The organism is Desulfomicrobium norvegicum (assembly GCF_900114595.1).
In the GTDB taxonomy this organism is placed as follows: Bacteria; Desulfobacterota; Desulfovibrionia; order Desulfovibrionales; family Desulfomicrobiaceae; genus Desulfomicrobium; species Desulfomicrobium macestii.
On record NZ_FOTO01000004.1, the window covers coordinates 208076 to 224730 of the forward strand.

Below are 16655 nucleotides of genomic sequence, written 5' to 3' on the forward strand. Positions count from 1 at the left end.
CGATCGTCGCGCTGCTCGCTTGGGTGGCAGTTAAGGTCGGTAAATTTACATTGATTACAATGCGTTAAATTTGTCTGAGGCAGGCGGTTCAGAATTGGAGTTTTTCTGCTTGTACCGGGGGCGCAAGTCAGCTGAGATGGATCGCAAGGCTGGGTCGCGGCTTGCCTGGGCTTTGGCGGATGTCTTATCTTTTTTTGCGTGCCCAAGGGCGCGGAGTTTCATGATCGAAAATACGGCGGGGGCGCTCAAGGCCGTTCATCAGGCATATGGGCACTACGGCGGAGTCTGACCATGGGCATGACCATCGACATCCTTGGCACCGAATCCCTTGGGGTTCGCGGACTGTGTTGCCTGGTCGAAACGTCGGAGCGGCGCATCGTCATCGATCCCGGCATAGCCCTCGGCTATGTTCGCCACGGCCTGCTGCCTCATCCCATGCAGATCGCCATGGGAATCATGGTCAGAAGGCGGATTCTGGCTGCGCTCAAAACGGCGACGGACGTTGTCTTCAGCCATTTTCACGGCGACCACATCCCCTTGGCAAACGCCAATCCCTACCAGCTGGATATCCGCCATCTGCCACCGGGCACAGGCTCGCGGCGCTGCTGGTGTCCATCCGCGACCTCGCTTTTGCCCGGCATGCGCAATCGTTTCGACAATCTCATGCGCGTATTCGGTCTGAAACTGCGCGTTGCGCAAGGCTTGGACCTCGGGGAAATCTCCTTTTCGCCCCTTTATCCCCATGGCGCTTGCGAAAGTCGTGGTGGCTCGGTCATGATGACCAGGGTCACGGATCACGGCCATGTTTTCGTGCATGCCTCCGACATTCAGCTCCTGGACGATCGCGCCGTGGACCACATCATCGAGTGGCGGCCGACAACCGTGTTCGCCGCTGGTCCGCCCCTGTATCGCGACCAACTGGGCGCGGCGGAGCGTGAACAGGCCTGGCGCAATGCCGTGCGTCTGGTCGAAAACGTCGGGAACGTCATCCTTGATCATCATTTGCTGCGCTGCGTGGAAGGTCTGGAGTGGCTGAAGGCTCTGTCGGAACATGCGGGAAGACGGGTGTACTGCGCCGCCGAATGGATGGGACGTCCCGTGCGGCTGCTTGAGGCCAGGCGAGTGGAGCTTTACGAGGAAATGCCTGTCCCTGCAGGATGGCACGCGAGGTACAGAGATGCAGAGACGGACGTACGGGCGTATTTTGAAGGGCTGTCCGCCAATCCGCCCGTCCCGTATGCTGGAGGACGGATCGGCGTGGGCGAATTTCTGGCCGGGTCTTCACGGCAATAAGCGGTGTTGGTGGATTTCGGGATCAGATTTGTCATTGATTCTTTAGCTGCATTTCAGATTTATAAGTATAAACTACGTAGCGAATATAATTATATACCTATTTTTATAAGTATGACTGAATGTTTTTGGCTTATTATATATGCATATTTATTACTATATCACCCTGTAAATGATGGAAGAGTCCGCAAAAAATGATAGTCATCCGGAAAATGAATGGAGGTTTTTCTCATGACTATTTATGCGTGTCCAAAATGCGGGTTGTACTTTGCAGATGACAGCAAGGGGATATGTGCCGTCTGTATCAAGGAGAGACGACTGCGGCGTTTCGTGGCCGCCTTTCTGGTTACTCCGGTTTGTGTCGCCGTGGCCGTTATCGCCTTGGGCCTGCCTTTGTGATTTTGGGAAGATGAGCCTTTGGTCCTCTTGGACGGACTGACATAATTCCGTCCAAACAGGCGCTTGCCTGCGACCGAAGGCTCATTTTTTCTGCCGGTGAATCCCGGGGCAACCAAGCCGGCAGGGAGCCTGCTTTGACGGACCGAGAAAGAGTGGTCCCGCTCGATACTACGTACTACCTAGTGTTCTTGTTAAATTTTTCTTTTATTTCGATATGCTACATCTTTTTCCGGTTATTGTTTGAGTAGTACGCCGTTTGGCGCTCAGGCGACAGTCTTCTGAAAAATAAAATACAATTATTTCAGTATGATTTTCGATTGATGGGTTAGATACCCAAGGTGTTGAATGCCCATAATACGTACAGATACGTATTATGGGCATTCATATTTTAATATTGTTATGCATTACATTCGCAGAATGCGATCGGTAGAAGTATGGGCATAAGATTACTTTGGCGTAAGAGTAAAATATTAGGGAACAAATAATGAGCAAAATCAGGTGAACGAATCATGCAGACAACGGAGGAAAGCATGGAACCCTCGCGAAATTGGTCCGCCATGGTGAAGCAGTGGGATGCAAAAATCACGAGCACAACGCCTCGAACAGTTCCCCCGATCTCCATTCGCGAGATGGCGCTGGACGACCTGGCCCAAGTCTATCACCTGGGCGAGCGACTCTTTACCAAGGAGCTCTATCCTTTCCTGTACAGCAGCTGGGACAAGCGCGAGGTGGTCGGGCACTTCAACACCGAACCAGGGCTCAGTCTCGTGGCCGATGTGGACGGCGAGCTGGCCGGGTTCATCATCGGCTCCCTCATTACCAAGACATCACGTATCTACGGCTATATTATCTGGCTGGGTGTGGACAGCAGGTTTCAGTCGCTCGGCGTGGCCCATGAGCTCTACGGCAGAGTGGCCCTGCGCATGGCCGAGTCCGGGGCGCACCAGATAGTCGTGGACACGGATGCCAGCAATACCGCCGCCATCCGGTTCTTTTCCAAGAAGGGCTTCAGGGATGAGCGGGAGCATGTGGTCCTGACCTTGAGTCTGGGCGGTGCCAAGAATGCCGCTGCGGGTAAAGGCGACAAGGACTGCCCCGAATGCGAACCACGCTCCAAGGCCGCCGGGCGATCATGGAAGAATTTTTCCGCCGGACTGCGATCATGGAACAGGATTGCCACATTGACCAGCCTGGTTCATGGCGCTTTGTTCGGGCAGGGTGACGCAACCTTGAATGCAGATTCAAGAAACATCAAATGAGATCGCTGTATATGCATCATGCTCAAGATGTACTCTTGGTGGCAGTTCGAAGATAAGGATAAACAGGGCCTGAGCGAAAGTTCGATGCAATCGTTCAACGGTAAGGGAGCATTATCTGGTTTGATGGTGCAGGAAGTGAAGCGGATCGTGAATATTTCATAAAATGGTTGTGCAACCGTAAACAGGAAGTGAGCTGAATCATGGGCACAAAAAATCACTCTGCCAGTAAAATCTGCATCCGTGAGATGGAGCTGGACGATCTGGCCGAGGTCTATCACATGGGCGAGCGTCTTTTCACAAAAGAGCTCTACCCCTTCCTGTACAGCACCTGGGACAAGCGGGAGGTAGTCGGACACTTCAGCACGGAACCAGAACTCAGCCTCGTGGCCCATGCGGGCGACACCCTGGCCGGATTCATCATCGGCACCCTCACCTGCAAGGATTCATGGGCGTACGGCTATATTGTCTGGGTGGGAGTGGAAAGGGAATTTCAGTCCATGGGCGTGGCTCACAAACTCTACGATGAGTTGCAGGAGCGCATGGTCAACGCCGGAGCCTGCCAGTTCGTCGTGGATACGGATGCCGGCAATGCGGCGGCCATCAGGTTCTTCGCCAAGAAGGGCTTCGAGGATGAGCGAGAACACGTTGTTCTCACCCTGGATCTGACACGCTCTGATTCAAGCGGGGAGTGCGTCCTGGAAAGATTGCCCCACGCCTGCTGTGAATACGTTCCCCGCCCGCAAGCCGCCATGCAAGTTCGGAACAGATTTGTCTTGGGAGTCCCGGTACTGGAGGCGGATTTTTCCAGGATGCGGCTCAAGGCGCCGCTTTTGAAAAAAAGTTGATTGGTGTAACCTGTTTATTGCAGAGGTTTTGTCTGGAATTTCCGTCAAGCCTTATGCGCAGTTCAGGAGAGGAGCATGACGCAATTCATCTTGGTCATAGGCGCCGTGATCATCTGTCTGTTCATCCAGGCTATCGACGATTTCTTGAGTCATTTCGGTGTGGTTTCGGCGTTGCATGGCGGGTTGCTCGGTTATGGGCAGATCTATGTCGCCAGGGATCTGCTGGAATGGGGTGGGGGCAGCCTGGAATGGCTGGCCGTCATACTCATCACCGTTGGGGTCATTGCAGTGGCCATATACAAGAGTCGCTACACGTGGACGACCTGGATCAGCGCCTTCAATTTCGGCATTTTCGCCGGGATCATGTACGGCGGTTTCAGCCTGATTTGACTCCCAGCGGTTGCGTCGCACGCCGTCCGTCAATGTATGGCGGCATGGCGCCGGATTGGATGTCCCGGCGCCATGTGCCTTTTTATTCCGGCTTGATGCCCGTGCCTTTCCCCGGCACGATCTTGACGAAGCGCTCCTGGGCCTCGTCCGCCAATCCCTGCACGATCACCGCCTCCTCCTTCTGGAAGCTCTGCTCCAGGGTGCTCACATATTTACCCAGCAATTCCCGCACCTGCACGATGTCGTCTTCGTCCAGGTTTTTGATGACCACGTGCGCTCCGCTCGAAAAGCGGCGCTGCAGATTTTCGCGTCCGAAGTTCCATTCCGGGTAGAGGCACTGGTAGATGACGCCGCCGGTCATGCCTGCGCACATCCAGGGGCCCGGATCGCCCAGGACCACGGCGCGGCCGCCGGTCATGTATTCGAAGGCAAAGCCCTTCAGGTGCGCTCTTGAGGCGATGTTCCCGAGTTCGTCGCGCACGGACGCGGTGATGCGTCCCCCGAAGATGGCGTCGGCTCCGGACATGCGCACGCAGGCGCGCGAGTCGGCCTGGTTCTGGACCATGATCGTGCCGGAAAGCGCGCCGTAGGCCAGGGACTTGCCTACGGATCCGTCCACGCGCTGGCCGAGGATGTTCACGCCTTTGAGGATGCAGACCTCTCCGCCGCGCGCCCCCTTGGCAATGCCGTCCTGGCCGCCGCCCTCGACCACGGTGCCGATCCCGTCGATATTGAAGGCGCACAGGCCGTTGCCGGGAACCGAGGAGGTCAGGAGCAGCTCCACCTTGCCCCGGTCGCCCGCCGCGCGCTCCCGGACCATGGCTCCCGCAAGATAGGTGCCCACGGCGCGGTCCACCGAGCGCACGTTCTCTTCCTTGTACTGCACGAATCCGCACTCCTGGCCGAGGGTCGAGAGGGCCATGTCGGAGATGAGCCGGGTCAGGTTGTCCAGCGGCCTGCGCACGATGCGCGGCACCGGGCAGTACGATTTCGCGGAGTCCATGGGCGCGGGCACGAGGAGGTCGGTCAGGTCGACCTGATCACGGCCCCTGGCCTGGACCAGAAGGTCCGTGCGCCCGACCAGGTCGGCCAGTTTCCTTTCGCCGAGTCCGGCCAGGATGTGACGGATCTGGTCGCCGAAAGCGCGCAGCAGGCGGGCCAGGTTCTCGGCCTCGACATCGCTCTGCAGGGGCTTGAAGAGCTTCACGCCGCGAGCCTTGGCCTCTTCCACGGTACGGATCTGGGTGGAGATTCCGCGCGGGCAGGTGTCCAGGTGGCATTGCTCGCAGCTGATGCAGCCCACGCCCATGAGCGCGACCGTGCCCACCCCGACCCGGTCCGCACCAAGGCAGATGAGCTTGACCACGTCCGCTCCGGAGCGCACGCCCCCGTCGCACCACAGCTCGACCTGATGCCGAAGTCCCGCCTCGACCAGCCCCCGGTGGGCTTGTGTGACGCCAATCTCCACGGGCAGGCCGACATATTTCTTGGCGTGTTCGCGTGCCGCCCCCGTGCCGCCCTCGAAGCCGCTGATGTTGACGATGTGCGCCCCGGCCTTGGCCACGCCCACTGCGATGGTGGCCACGCCGCTGGTGACCGGGATCTTGACGGATATGCGCGCCTCGGGGTTTGCGGTCTTGAGCTCGGTGATGATCTGACAGAGATCTTCGATGGAATAGATGTCGTGATGGTTGGACGGTGAAATGAGCGCGATGCCGGGCTTGCAGTGCCGGGCCTGGGCCACCATCTCGGTCACCTTGGAGCCGGGCAGGTGTCCGCCCTCGCCGGGCTTGGCGCCCTGTCCGACCTTGATTTCGAGGTAGCGGGCGGAGTTCAGAAGTTCCATGGACACGCCAAAGCGTCCCGAGGCAACCTGCTGGCCGCGATTTTCCCGATATTTGCCGAGCATGTCCGGGATTTCGCCGCCTTCGCCGTTCATGCACACGATGTTCGTCTTGCGCGCGGCCTCGGCATAGGCCCGAAATGAGCTTTCCCCCTGGGAGCCGAAGGACATGGCGCAGATCAGAATCGGCATGGAGTGCCGGCCGATGGAGATGTCCACGTTCTCAAGAGGCAGGGGCGCGGTGTCGCGGGTGGCGATGTCCAGCAGATGCCGCAGTCCGACGGGGTTGTCCCGGTCAACCTCGTCCAGGGCCTCGCCCATTTGCAGGTAGCCTGTCTTGCCCACGGCCACGGAGCGCAGGATTTTTCCGGTCCTGGCGTTGCGCTTGGGGTCGCCAGCGAGTTTGCGTTCAAGGCCCTGGCGGACCAGCTCCGCGCGCTTGCGGCCCTGCGCTTCAAGCTCCGTGTAGCCAAGGCCCGCGGATGCGGAAGAGCAGAAATTGGCGCATCCGAAAACTTCCTCAAGCTCCCGTTTGAGGCCGATGGAGGAGAAGATCCGGCCATATCCGCACAGCTCGTGGATGCCCATGGTGGACATGATCTTTTCCACGCCCGTCTGCAGCGCGGTCAGGGTGTTGGAGAGGGTGCGCTGGAGACCTTCGGCGCTCTCGGCCTGGGCATAGGCCTGTTTCCAGAGCATGTAGGGGTTCACGGCGGCGGCGCCGAGACCGAGCATGAACATGATGTCGTGCAGGTTGCGGATGGCTCCGCTGCGCACGATGAGCGAGGGCAGGCGGGGGATGCGGCCCGTTTCGGCGGCGCGGTGCAGCCGGGCCACGGTCAGGCCCGGATCGATGTAGACCCGTCCGTCCACAAAGCTCGCGCTGTCGTCCAGAACGAGGATGGCGGCTCCGCGCCCGACGGCCTGGGAGGCTTCGTCCTCAAGCTCGTCCAGCCGCGCAGCCAGTCCCTGGTCCGGGACATAGGTGGCGTCGAGGATGGCCATGCGCGAGGGGTCGCGTTGCTGGGCGGTGAAGAAATCCAGGACCTGCTCCAGGGTGTGCGTGCCGTGCTCCCGGCATACGGACAGGATATCGAGGGAGGACAGGGCCGGGCTGAACTCGCCGCCGAGCAGGATGGGGGTCCTCAGGCGCAGGCCAACGGGCGGGCGATCCGGGTTGTCCGGGCGGTCGCCGAGGATGACGGCCGTGGAGAAATGCTCGGCCTCGCGCTCGCGGTCGATGGCCGGGTTGGTGACCACGGCCACGTTTTCCTTGAAATAGTCGCTCACGTTGGACAGGCTCTTGTCGTCCATGCAGGACAGCGGGCCCTGATGACCCATGGAGCCGATGGGCCCCTTGCCCGTGGCCGCGACGTGTTTGCGCATGTTCTGGTCGTACTTGTGCCAGCCGAAAGCCGCCAGCAGGGCCGAGACGGCCGGGCACGCCCCGTCGTCGAACACGGGCCGGTCCAGGAAGAAGCGGCGCAGCTCGTGGCAGGCCCCTTCCGGGCAGTTCAGGATGGATTCGGGGATCTTGCCGTGCAGGTTGTCGGCCAGCGGGGTCAGGCGTCCCTGCTCGAACAGGCGCTTCAGGCGCTCCTGCAGGGCGCAATAGTCAAGCACCTCGCCGCGCTTGCCCGCGCCGGAAATGATGGCGATTTTTTCGCCCGGGGCCAGCGGGCGCGGGTCGTGGATGGTGCTTTGCAGATCGACCACACCCTTCTCCGAGGACAGGAAATAGTCGTAGTCGCTCTCCCCGAACCAGAGCGGGCGAAGGCCCAGGGCGTCGACGCTGCCCATGCACATGTCCCCGAACCTCGAAACCACGGCCGCCGGGCCCTGGGCGGAAGGGGCGAAGAACCAGCGGTAGAAGCCGTACATGCGGCGCAGATCGGCGGGCATGCGCTCGACTTCGGTATGGATGGCCGGGAAGACCATCTCCAGCGCTTCCATGAATTCAAAGCCGTGCACATGAATGAGCCCTTCGAGGATGCGGTTCAGGTCCTGGGAGTCGCTGCCTCCGGGCGTGGGCATGATGCCGAGCGCGCGGGCCGAGCTGCGCAGCTTCTCGATGGTGTTGATCTCCCCGTTGTGCCCCAGCAGCGAGAAGGGCTGGGCGCGGTGGGCCGTGGGCAGGGTGTTGGTGGAGTAGCGGCTGTGGCCGAGGGTGATGAGCGCCTTGCTGTCCGGGTTCTGCAGGTCCGGGTAGACCCGGATCAGAAGATCGGGAGTGCCGCGCAGCTTGTAGATGACGCTGTCGAGGCTGAGCGAGCAGACGTGCGCTTCGGGCAGGTCGCGTTCCAGTTCCATTTGGATGTTGAAGAGGCGCTTGCCGCCTTCCTGTCGGGTGTCGTCGCGGACCAGGCCGCAGATCTGCAGGAAAAGGGGCGCTTCGGTCCGGGCCATGGGCCCGAGCTCGGAGGGGTGCATCTGGTCGTCCACCTCCAGGAGAGTTTCCGCGCCGGATGCGGTCAGGATGGCCCGCAGCCGCTCCTTGAGTTCCCCGGTTTGCGCCGGCGCATCCATGGGCAGGAAAAAGTGGCCGACGAAAAAGCCCCGGCTTTCGCTCAGGTGGCGGCTCAGTCCCGCATCTTCCAGCCGTTGCCCCCAGATGGAGCGTGGAATGTCGGTCAGGATGCCGCAGCCGTCGCCTTCGCTGTTGATGTCGCCGGAGCGGTGAGCCATTTTTTTCAAGGCGTCGATGGTCTTGACGATATTGGCGTGGGTGGCGCGACCGCGTTTGTCCACGAAGGCGATTATGGCGCAGGCGTCACGTTCTTCCACGAGCAGGTGTGGTCTATTCATTACGGATCTCCCGGGATTGACAAGGCAAGGATAAATCCCCATAGCCTGAAGTGGTATTGGGGGCCATTTCAATAAATATTTCACAAAGCTTTGTGAAGCTCTTTACCGCATGGCCGGTTTTGTCTATCTAATGAGCCATACCAATGCGAGGTGACGTTTATGGTAGCGGACAACGCCGAGATTCAAGTTGAAAAAGCCGATCTCATCGAACGCCTGAAGGCCGAAATGGGCTACTCCGAGGAGGAGGCCGAACGGGTCGTGGACGCCATGATGGAGAGCATCACCGAGTCCTTGAGCAAGGGGGACAAGATCAACCTGCCTGGCATCGGGACCATGGCCGTGGTCGAGCGCGCCCCGCGCAAGGGCGAGGATCCGCATCCGGGAAAAGACATCAAATTTTCTCCCGGCAAGCGCCTGAAAGATGCTCTCACTTCTCTTGATTTTATAACCAAGGGATTGGAGTAAAAACAATTTTTTCAAGCACCCGTCCGGCCTCAGGGCCGGATTTTTTTTGCCTGGACTTACCCCGCGTCCTGGTTCATTTTCGCGCCGTCAGTCCTTTTCAGGAGGCTTTATGAAGATCGCAAATTCCATGACCGACCTGGTCGGCAATACCCCCCTGGTTCGCCTGAACCGCATGGCCACCGGCTGTCTGGCCGATGTTGTGGTCAAGCTCGAATTTTTCAACCCCCTGTCCTCGATCAAGGACCGCATCGCGCTGAGTATGATCGACGAGGCCGAACGTAGCGGCAGGCTTCGTCCCGGTTCGGTCATTGTCGAGCCCACCAGCGGCAACACCGGCGTGGGTCTGGCCTTTGTCTGCGCCGTGCGCGGCTATCATCTCATTTTGACCATGCCCGAGTCCATGAGCGTTGAGCGACGCATGCTCCTTGCCGCCATGGGCGCGGAGCTCGTGCTCACGCCTGCGTCGGCGGGCATGGCCGGAGCCGTGGCCGAGGCGGAAAAGATCCTGGCGTCCCTTGAGGACGGGTTCATGCCCGGGCAGTTCGTCAACCCGGCCAATCCGGCCGCGCACGAACGCACCACGGCCGAAGAGCTCTGGCACGACACCGACGGCCGCATCGACGTATTGGTGGCCGGGGTGGGCACGGGCGGGACCATCACCGGGGTTGGCCGCACCCTGAAGCGCCGCAAGCAGGGTTTCATGGCCGTGGCCGTGGAGCCGGCAGCCTCTCCGCTCCTTGGCGGCGGGAAGGCCGGACCGCACAAGATCCAGGGCATCGGCGCCAATTTCATTCCCGAAGTGCTTGATCGCGGCACCATTGACCGCATAGTCGCCGTTTCCAACGAGGACGCCATGATCATGGCCCGCCGCCTTGCCCGCGAAGAGGGAATCCTGTGCGGGATTTCTTCGGGAGCCAATGTCTGGGCTGCCTTGCAGCTTGCCCGGGAACCGGAAATGGAAGGCAAGCTCATCGTCGCCATCATCTGCGACACAGGCGAGCGCTATCTGTCCACTGAACTTTTTGCATCCAAGAGCTGAGCATGGCCAAATATTTGAAGATCGACAATGTCCTGAGCGGGGTGGTGGAAAGCCTGTGCGCCCCGGAATCCTACAGAGGCGTCTACCACCAGCCGTCTTTTGGTTCGCCCATGCCTTCGGTGGAGCTCCTTTCGGAGATCGTGGAACGGCTGCGCTCCGTGCTTTTTCCGGGTTTTTTCAAGGAATCCTTCATCACGCCCCAGAACATGGCCTATTTCGTGGGCTCGAAGCTTGAGAAGGTGCGCCGCGAACTGACCCAGCAGGTGGAGCGCGGTTTTTGCTTCGCCTGCGAGAAGGACGAGAACTCATGTTCCGTGGAATGCGAGGTGAGGGCCGAAAATCTTTCCAATGAATTCCTGAAGACCCTGCCGCGCATCCGACACATGCTGGCCACGGACGTGCAGGCCGCCTTTGCCGGCGATCCGGCGGCCAAGAATCCGGGTGAGACGATTTTCTGCTATCCGTCCATCAGGGCCGTGACCAACTACCGCATCGCCCACGAGCTCTATCTGCTGGGCGTGCCGCTCATCCCGCGCATCATCACCGAGATGGCCCATTCGGCCACCGGCATCGACATCCATCCCGGCGCGACCATCGGCGAGTCCTTCTTCATCGATCACGGCACGGGCACGGTCATCGGCGAGACCTGCATCATCGGTCGGAACGTGCGCCTCTACCAGGGCGTGACCCTGGGTGCCAAGAGCTTCCCCAAGGGCGAGAACGGACATCTGGTCAAGGGCATCGCCCGTCATCCCATCGTCGAGGACAACGCGACCATCTATTCCGGCGCGACCATCCTCGGGCGCATCACCATCGGAGAGGGCGCGGTCATCGGCGGCAATGTCTGGGTCGTGGACGACGTGGCTCCCGGGAGCAGGGTTTATCGCAACCTCTAGAACCGGCTGCTTTCCCATTTTAAAAACCGCACTCGCAAGAGATTGCGGTTTTTTTTTGCGCCGGTCGGAACGCTCCTGCTTGTGGACGGCTGCGCGAGGGCATAAAAGGGGAGTTCTGGAGGCGACATGATATATTCCTTTTCCACCGCGCGCGTGGTTTTCGGCATTGGTTCAAGGGCGGGCGTAGCCACGCACGCCTCCCACATGGGCAGACGCTGCCTGCTTGTGACCGGGAGCCGCCCCGAGCGCTATGACTGGCTGCTTGAGGATTTGAAGGCCGTCATGGATGACGTGCTCTGTGTGGCCGCCGGCGGCGAGCCCGAAACCGGGTTCATCTCCGCGCAGGCCGAATCCGCGCGGCGGGCGCGTTGCGATGTGGTCGTGGCCGTCGGGGGCGGGAGCGTCATCGACGCGGGCAAGGCCCTGGCCGCCCTGGCCGCCAATACGGGCGACCTGTTCGATTACCTGGAGGTGGTCGGACGCGGCGCGCCCCTTGAGCATGAGCCCCTGCCCATGGTCGCGGTGCCGACCACGGCCGGGACCGGGTCCGAGGTCACGGCCAACGCCGTGCTCCTTTCCCCCGCGCACGGGGTCAAGGCCAGTCTGCGCGCGTCGGATCTGATCCCTACCCTGGCCGTCGTCGATCCCGAGCTGGCCGTGTCCCTGCCCCCCGCGCAGACCGCCGCCTCCGGCATGGACGCCCTGACCCAGCTCATGGAGTGCTTCGTGTCCCACGCGGCCAGCCCTCTGACCGATCCGCTCTGTCGCGACGGTCTGACGCGGGCGGCGCGTTCGCTGCGCGTCGCGGTGCAGGACGGGGCAAACATGCGCGCGCGTTCGGACATGGCCCTGGCCAGCCTGTTTTCGGGCATGGCCCTGGCCAACGCCAAGCTCGGAGCCGTGCACGGTTTCGCCGCGCCCCTGGGGGGAATGCTCGGCGCGGCGCATGGCGAGATCTGCGCGGCCCTGTTGCCTCATGTCATGGAGGCCAATATCCGTGTTTTGCGTCACGTGGCCCCGGAACATCCGGCGCTTGCCAGATACGACGAGGTCGGAAGACTGCTGACCGGCACTCAGGACGCCCGGGCCGAGGACGGACTGGAATTCGTGCGGGCGCTTTGCTCCGAGCTTGGCATCCGGGGGCTCGGGGCGCTGGGGCTGACCGGGGAGGTCATGGAGGAGGCGGTCGAAAAGGCTGCTCGGGCATCGAGCATGCACGGAAATCCGATCGTGCTGGACAAGGGCGAACTGCTAGGCATCTTGCGCCGGGCCATGGACAGTGGCTCCTCCACGCAGTGACGGAGCAGGGCACTGCGCGCGCCGGTTCGTGAACGTGCGCCCGGGCCGTTTTTCTAGGAGGCCGGGTACTGCTCCATGAAGTTCTTCTCCGCCTGCGCCGTTCCGATCAGGATGAGCTCGTCATCCTTGGACACGATGGTATCCGGCTCGGGATTCAGGAGCATTTCCTCGCCCCGCTTGATGGCGATGATGCTGCACCCGGTGGACTGGCGGATCTTCTGTTCGCGCAGGGGCTTGCCCACGATGGCCGGGCTCGGTTCCGAGCGGAAGATGTTCAGCCCTTCGGAGAGCATGAGCAGTTTGTGCGGATTGAGCAGGTTCAGGATGGTGGTCGAGAACAGGGATGAAAAGGACATGACCAGATTGGCCCCGGCGCGGTGCAGGGTGTTGATGTTGCGGTCCAGACTGGCCCGGCTGATGATCTGGACGTCGGGCCGCAGGCGGCGGCAGTAGATGGTCAGGAAGATGTTCAGATCATCGTCGTGGGTGGTGATGATGATGGACGGCGTCTCGTTGATTCCGGCCAGGACAAGGATGTCCAGATCGGCCGCGCTGCCCTGGATGATTCTCGAATCCTCCGTGTTCCTGAGTGTCTTCTTTTCAACCACGCGATAGTCGACGCCCCTTTCGGTCAAGGTCCTGGCCACGGACATGCCGACCCTGCCCCCACCCAGAACCACCACCGGCCCGCTGTGTTCCCTGCTGAGCTTTGTCGCGCCCATGAGCGCGTCATAGGTGTCGAGCTGCGCCTCGGAACCCGCCAGAACCAGCACCGTGGAAGCGCCGATCATGGTCATGGGGTCGGGCAGCTGAAAGCGGCCCTGCTCCCAGATGCCGACCACGTTCACGCCGGTCAGTTCGCGCAGCCTGCTTTCGGCCAGGGTACGTCCCTGGAGGGCGGAATGCATGGCGGGCGCCTCGGCGATGAGCAGTTCATCGAAATTGCCGATGATGTTGGCCTTCATGCTGACCCCCATGACCCGCCGCGCCAGTACCTGTCCCAGCATCCTGGTGAACTGGTAGGTGTGCGTGCTGCCCGCGAGGTCCAGGATATCCACGGAGTCCTCCTGATCGGCGTTGGTGATGACGGGGATCTTGTCCGCGACCTCGCGGATGGTGAAGATGATGTTGGTGCTGGCCACGTCATCGTTCATGACCACGACCATGGCCGCTTCGCGCACACGCAGCCGCAGATATGTTTCCGGGTCGTCAAGTTCGCCGAGGACCACGTTCAGGCCCGTCTCATGCAGATTGAGGGCCTCTTGCAGATCCGAAACCAGGATCACGCTCCGGATGCCGTACTGGTTGAGCTTTTCCACCAGATTGAGGGTGACCGCGTCGCAGAAGGTCAGGATGACGTGGTTCGACATGGTCTCGGGAACCTTGCGCGGGGCCCTGGCCTTGTTCTGTTCTTCAAGCCAGGGCGCGTAGAAAAACTGGATGAAGGTGAAGGGCAGGACGATGAGCATGAACACGACGCCGCTCAGCATCACGAAAATGGAGAAGAGGCGCCCAGGATCCGAGGTGAAGGTGATATCTCCGAAGCCCAGGGTGCTCATGACCGTCAGGGTCCAGTACAGACCGGTGATCCAGGAATGTGTCTGACCTTCGTAGGCCATCAGGAAGTGGAACAGAACGGTGAAGGCGGCAAAGAAGCTGAGCAGGATGAACAGAAAACGGATCATCAGTCGCGTATTGGCCTTTTGTTGGCCGCTTTTGACCAGGGCCGCCATTTGAGAAACGAGAAATTTCATTGCTGCGCTCACTGTTTTTCGGTGGGATTATAGGACCCTAGCTTAACGGGCATGGGGGATCAAGGCAGCTTCAAGAGCTCGGAGGGGCGGATTGGGGCGGGACGGAGATGAAAGTTGCATAAAGGCGGCGGGGTCCTGGGCACTGCGCCCAGGACCCCGCCGCCTTTATCGAGTTGTTTGGGGACGATCACTGTTTCGGGCCGAAAATGACCTCCGGCTTGGTGGTGTCGCCGTTGGCGTTGGGGAAATCCTTGAAGATCTCGGCCTTCTGGTTGGTGGCGATGAGGTGGCGCGCTTCGGCCATGAAATTGTTGAAGCGGTGCTTGCACTCGTAGAAGCCGTGCCACCACGTGTAGTCCGGAGCCATCATGGCCGTGCCCATGCGGGCCCGACGTCCTTCGTGGTGCCAGAGTTCGTAGAATTCGACCTCCAGCTTTTCGTCGAAGAACCGGGTTTTATCCAGAAGACCCTTCTCGTACAGTTGGTCGAGCATGGCCTTGGCGGGCTTGAAATAGACCTCGTTGTATTCGGTCACGGAGTTGTCCGTCTTGACGTAATGGGCGTCGACCCAGCTTCTTGCGTGACACTGCACGCAGATCGTCTTCATCTTCTCCTGTTCGTCCTGCCAGCTGGTCTGGGCCGGGAAAGGTGCGAAATCCTGCGGCCGGACGGTCAGCGGGGCTTGCAGTTCCCAGCCCAGGCGCTCCGTCACGTCATGGGTGCCGATGACGGCTCCCGAGCCGGACATGTGGCAGCCAGCGCAGCTCGGCGTGCGGTAGTCCACGCCTGCCGTCCAGGTTCCGGGCGCGGAATCCCAGCGATATTCATGCTTGTTGGCTTCCGTGATGGCTCCGTGCTTGGACTCGGTGTAGATTTCGATCTGCGGGTGGTCCGGACCAAGATGGCACTGGCCGCAGGCTTCGGGCTTGCGGGCTTCGGCCACGGAAAAGCGGTGCCGGGTGTGGCAGGATGTGCAGCTTCCGAGCGAGCCGTCCAGATTCGCCCGTCCGACGCCGACGTTGGGCCAGGTCGAGGCGTCGAGGTTGCCGTCCTTGTCCTTCTTGAGCACCGTGCCATGGCAGTAGTAGCACCCGGCGGTGCGCTCCCAGTCGCTGTTCATGCCGTTGTTGAGCCAGGGATCGATCTTCCACATGATCTCGATGGTGTTGGCGTGCTTGCTCTTGGCGTACTGCTTGACCTCGTCCGGATGGCAGCGCGAGCAGTCCTTGGGCGTCACGGCCGCGGCGATGGGCATGCGGTACTCCTGCTTGCCCCATTTGTTGTCCGCCCGCTGATACTGCTTGTAGTGGGGTTCGGACACATCGGCGTCATGCGCCTCGGCCTGATGGCAGTCCAGGCAGCCGATATTGGCGCTTGCGTGTCTGCTGTTCGCCCAGTCCGCGAACAGGCCGGGAGTTTCGGCCTTGTGACATTCAATGCAGGCCCTGGCCTGTTCGGACATGCCCCGCTCGATGCGGAACTCCTTGACCTTGTTCATGTCCGCTCCTGCCCATGCGCCAAGGCCGAGGATGAGCAGGGTGGAGATGATGAAAAAAGCGTAACGGTGTTTCATTCGTTTCCTCCTTGAGGTGGACTCCCCGAAATGATTATTTTTTCGCAAGCAAATCCGGGTTGTTGTAGTCATAATATGTGCGATCGTTGTGCACGAGGTCGTAGTGGCATTCGACGCAGCGCTTTTCCATTCCAGGCATCGGATGCAGAACCTGCTTGTGGGCGAGCATGGCGCCTCGCTTGTAGGGAATGTTTTCGATATTGCGGTGGCATTTGAGGCACTGGTCATTTTTGAAGGAAGCGTAAGCATTCCTGCGATTTTTGGCATGATCGTAATCGTCGGGGGAATCCATCATGAAGTGAGCGATCACGTCTTTGAGGCCGTGCATTGTCTTCATGTAGAAGAAGTTTGCCGTGTCATGCGGTGCAGGAAGATGACAGTCCATGCAATCGGCCACGAAACCCTGCATGTTGTTGACATGGGTCGATGTCTTCCAGGTGTTGTACGCCCACTGGATTTCATGACATGAAGCGCAGAACTGCGGCGTGCTGGTCCTGACCATCGTGTAATAGGTCATGCTGAAGAGTGGAAAAGCGATGACGATTCCAAAAACAATGAGAAGGGTCGGCTTCAGGAATTTTTTCATGGACTTCCCCTTTTGCATACCCGGCAAGAATCAAGTTTGGACGTTCAGTCTGTTTTTATCCTGACTTGGGGGCGAATGCGGCTGTACTTATGATTGTCTTTCCCGTTTTCCTGCGTTTTGATTTTTCTTCGAAATGTCCATTTCAAAAAAATGTCTTATTTTTTTTGTACAAGAGCCTACTTTATTTCAGATTTTCTTTTCTGGTTGTGTGC

Annotated in this window: 12 protein-coding genes; 8 read left to right on the forward strand and 4 right to left on the reverse strand. The window is 60.1% G+C overall.

The genetic code is table 11. From position 1 onward, the window contains the following. Positions 1-291: 291 nt before the first annotated feature. The 4 genes from BMZ24_RS19975 to BMZ24_RS08445 all read left to right on the forward strand — a co-directional run bounded on the left by BMZ24_RS19975 (position 292) and on the right by BMZ24_RS08445 (position 4183). Positions 292-1293, forward strand: coding sequence for an MBL fold metallo-hydrolase (locus tag BMZ24_RS19975; RefSeq protein ID WP_092191203.1), 1002 nt, complete (start codon positions 292-294; stop codon positions 1291-1293). Between the two features lie 926 nt (positions 1294-2219). Continuing rightward, positions 2220-2948, forward strand: coding sequence for a GNAT family N-acetyltransferase (locus tag BMZ24_RS08435; protein ID WP_244150310.1), 729 nt, complete (start codon positions 2220-2222; stop codon positions 2946-2948). Positions 2949-3148: 200 nt separating this feature from the next. Beyond that, entirely contained in the window at positions 3149-3793 is a 645-nt protein-coding gene (locus BMZ24_RS08440; RefSeq protein WP_092191207.1) for a GNAT family N-acetyltransferase, read from the forward strand. 75 nt (positions 3794-3868) lie between these two features. Further along, entirely contained in the window at positions 3869-4183 is a 315-nt protein-coding gene (locus BMZ24_RS08445) for a hypothetical protein (protein WP_092191209.1), read from the forward strand. 82 nt (positions 4184-4265) lie between these two features. Here BMZ24_RS08445 and BMZ24_RS08450 read toward each other — a convergent pair whose 3' ends face one another. Next, the gene (locus BMZ24_RS08450) at positions 4266-8831 is read right to left on the reverse strand and encodes a glutamate synthase-related protein (RefSeq protein ID WP_092191211.1); all 4566 of its coding nucleotides are present in this window, start codon (positions 8829-8831) and stop codon (positions 4266-4268) included. Between the two features lie 159 nt (positions 8832-8990). Between BMZ24_RS08450 and BMZ24_RS08455 the strand changes: the two genes are divergently transcribed. The 4 genes from BMZ24_RS08455 (at position 8991) to BMZ24_RS08470 (ending at position 12530) form a co-directional block, all read left to right on the forward strand. Next, positions 8991-9296 carry an HU family DNA-binding protein gene (locus BMZ24_RS08455; protein ID WP_092191213.1) on the forward strand — a complete coding sequence of 102 codons (306 nt, stop codon included), beginning with the start codon at positions 8991-8993 and terminating at the stop codon, positions 9294-9296. Between the two features lie 109 nt (positions 9297-9405). Continuing rightward, positions 9406-10335: a cysteine synthase A gene (cysK, locus tag BMZ24_RS08460; RefSeq protein WP_092191215.1), complete on the forward strand. Its 930-nt coding sequence runs from the start codon at positions 9406-9408 to the stop codon at positions 10333-10335. Positions 10336-10337: 2 nt separating this feature from the next. Next, positions 10338-11231, forward strand: coding sequence for a serine O-acetyltransferase EpsC (epsC, locus tag BMZ24_RS08465; RefSeq protein ID WP_092191217.1), 894 nt, complete (start codon positions 10338-10340; stop codon positions 11229-11231). Between the two features lie 126 nt (positions 11232-11357). Continuing rightward, the gene (locus BMZ24_RS08470; RefSeq protein ID WP_092191219.1) at positions 11358-12530 is read left to right on the forward strand and encodes an iron-containing alcohol dehydrogenase; all 1173 of its coding nucleotides are present in this window, start codon (positions 11358-11360) and stop codon (positions 12528-12530) included. 53 nt (positions 12531-12583) lie between these two features. Here the strand turns inward: BMZ24_RS08470 and BMZ24_RS08475 are convergent, their stop codons facing one another. The 3 genes from BMZ24_RS08475 to BMZ24_RS08485 all read right to left on the reverse strand — a co-directional run bounded on the left by BMZ24_RS08475 (position 12584) and on the right by BMZ24_RS08485 (position 16443). Further along, a complete protein-coding gene (locus BMZ24_RS08475; RefSeq protein WP_092191221.1) occupies positions 12584-14284 on the reverse strand; it encodes a potassium channel family protein in 1701 nt (566 codons plus the stop codon). Between the two features lie 187 nt (positions 14285-14471). Continuing rightward, positions 14472-15857 carry a multiheme c-type cytochrome gene (locus BMZ24_RS08480; protein WP_092191223.1) on the reverse strand — a complete coding sequence of 462 codons (1386 nt, stop codon included), beginning with the start codon at positions 15855-15857 and terminating at the stop codon, positions 14472-14474. A gap of 34 nt (positions 15858-15891) precedes the next feature. Further along, positions 15892-16443, reverse strand: a complete 552-nt coding sequence (locus tag BMZ24_RS08485; RefSeq protein ID WP_092191225.1) for a cytochrome c3 family protein — start codon at positions 16441-16443, stop codon at positions 15892-15894. Between the last annotated feature and the right edge of the window lie 212 nt (positions 16444-16655).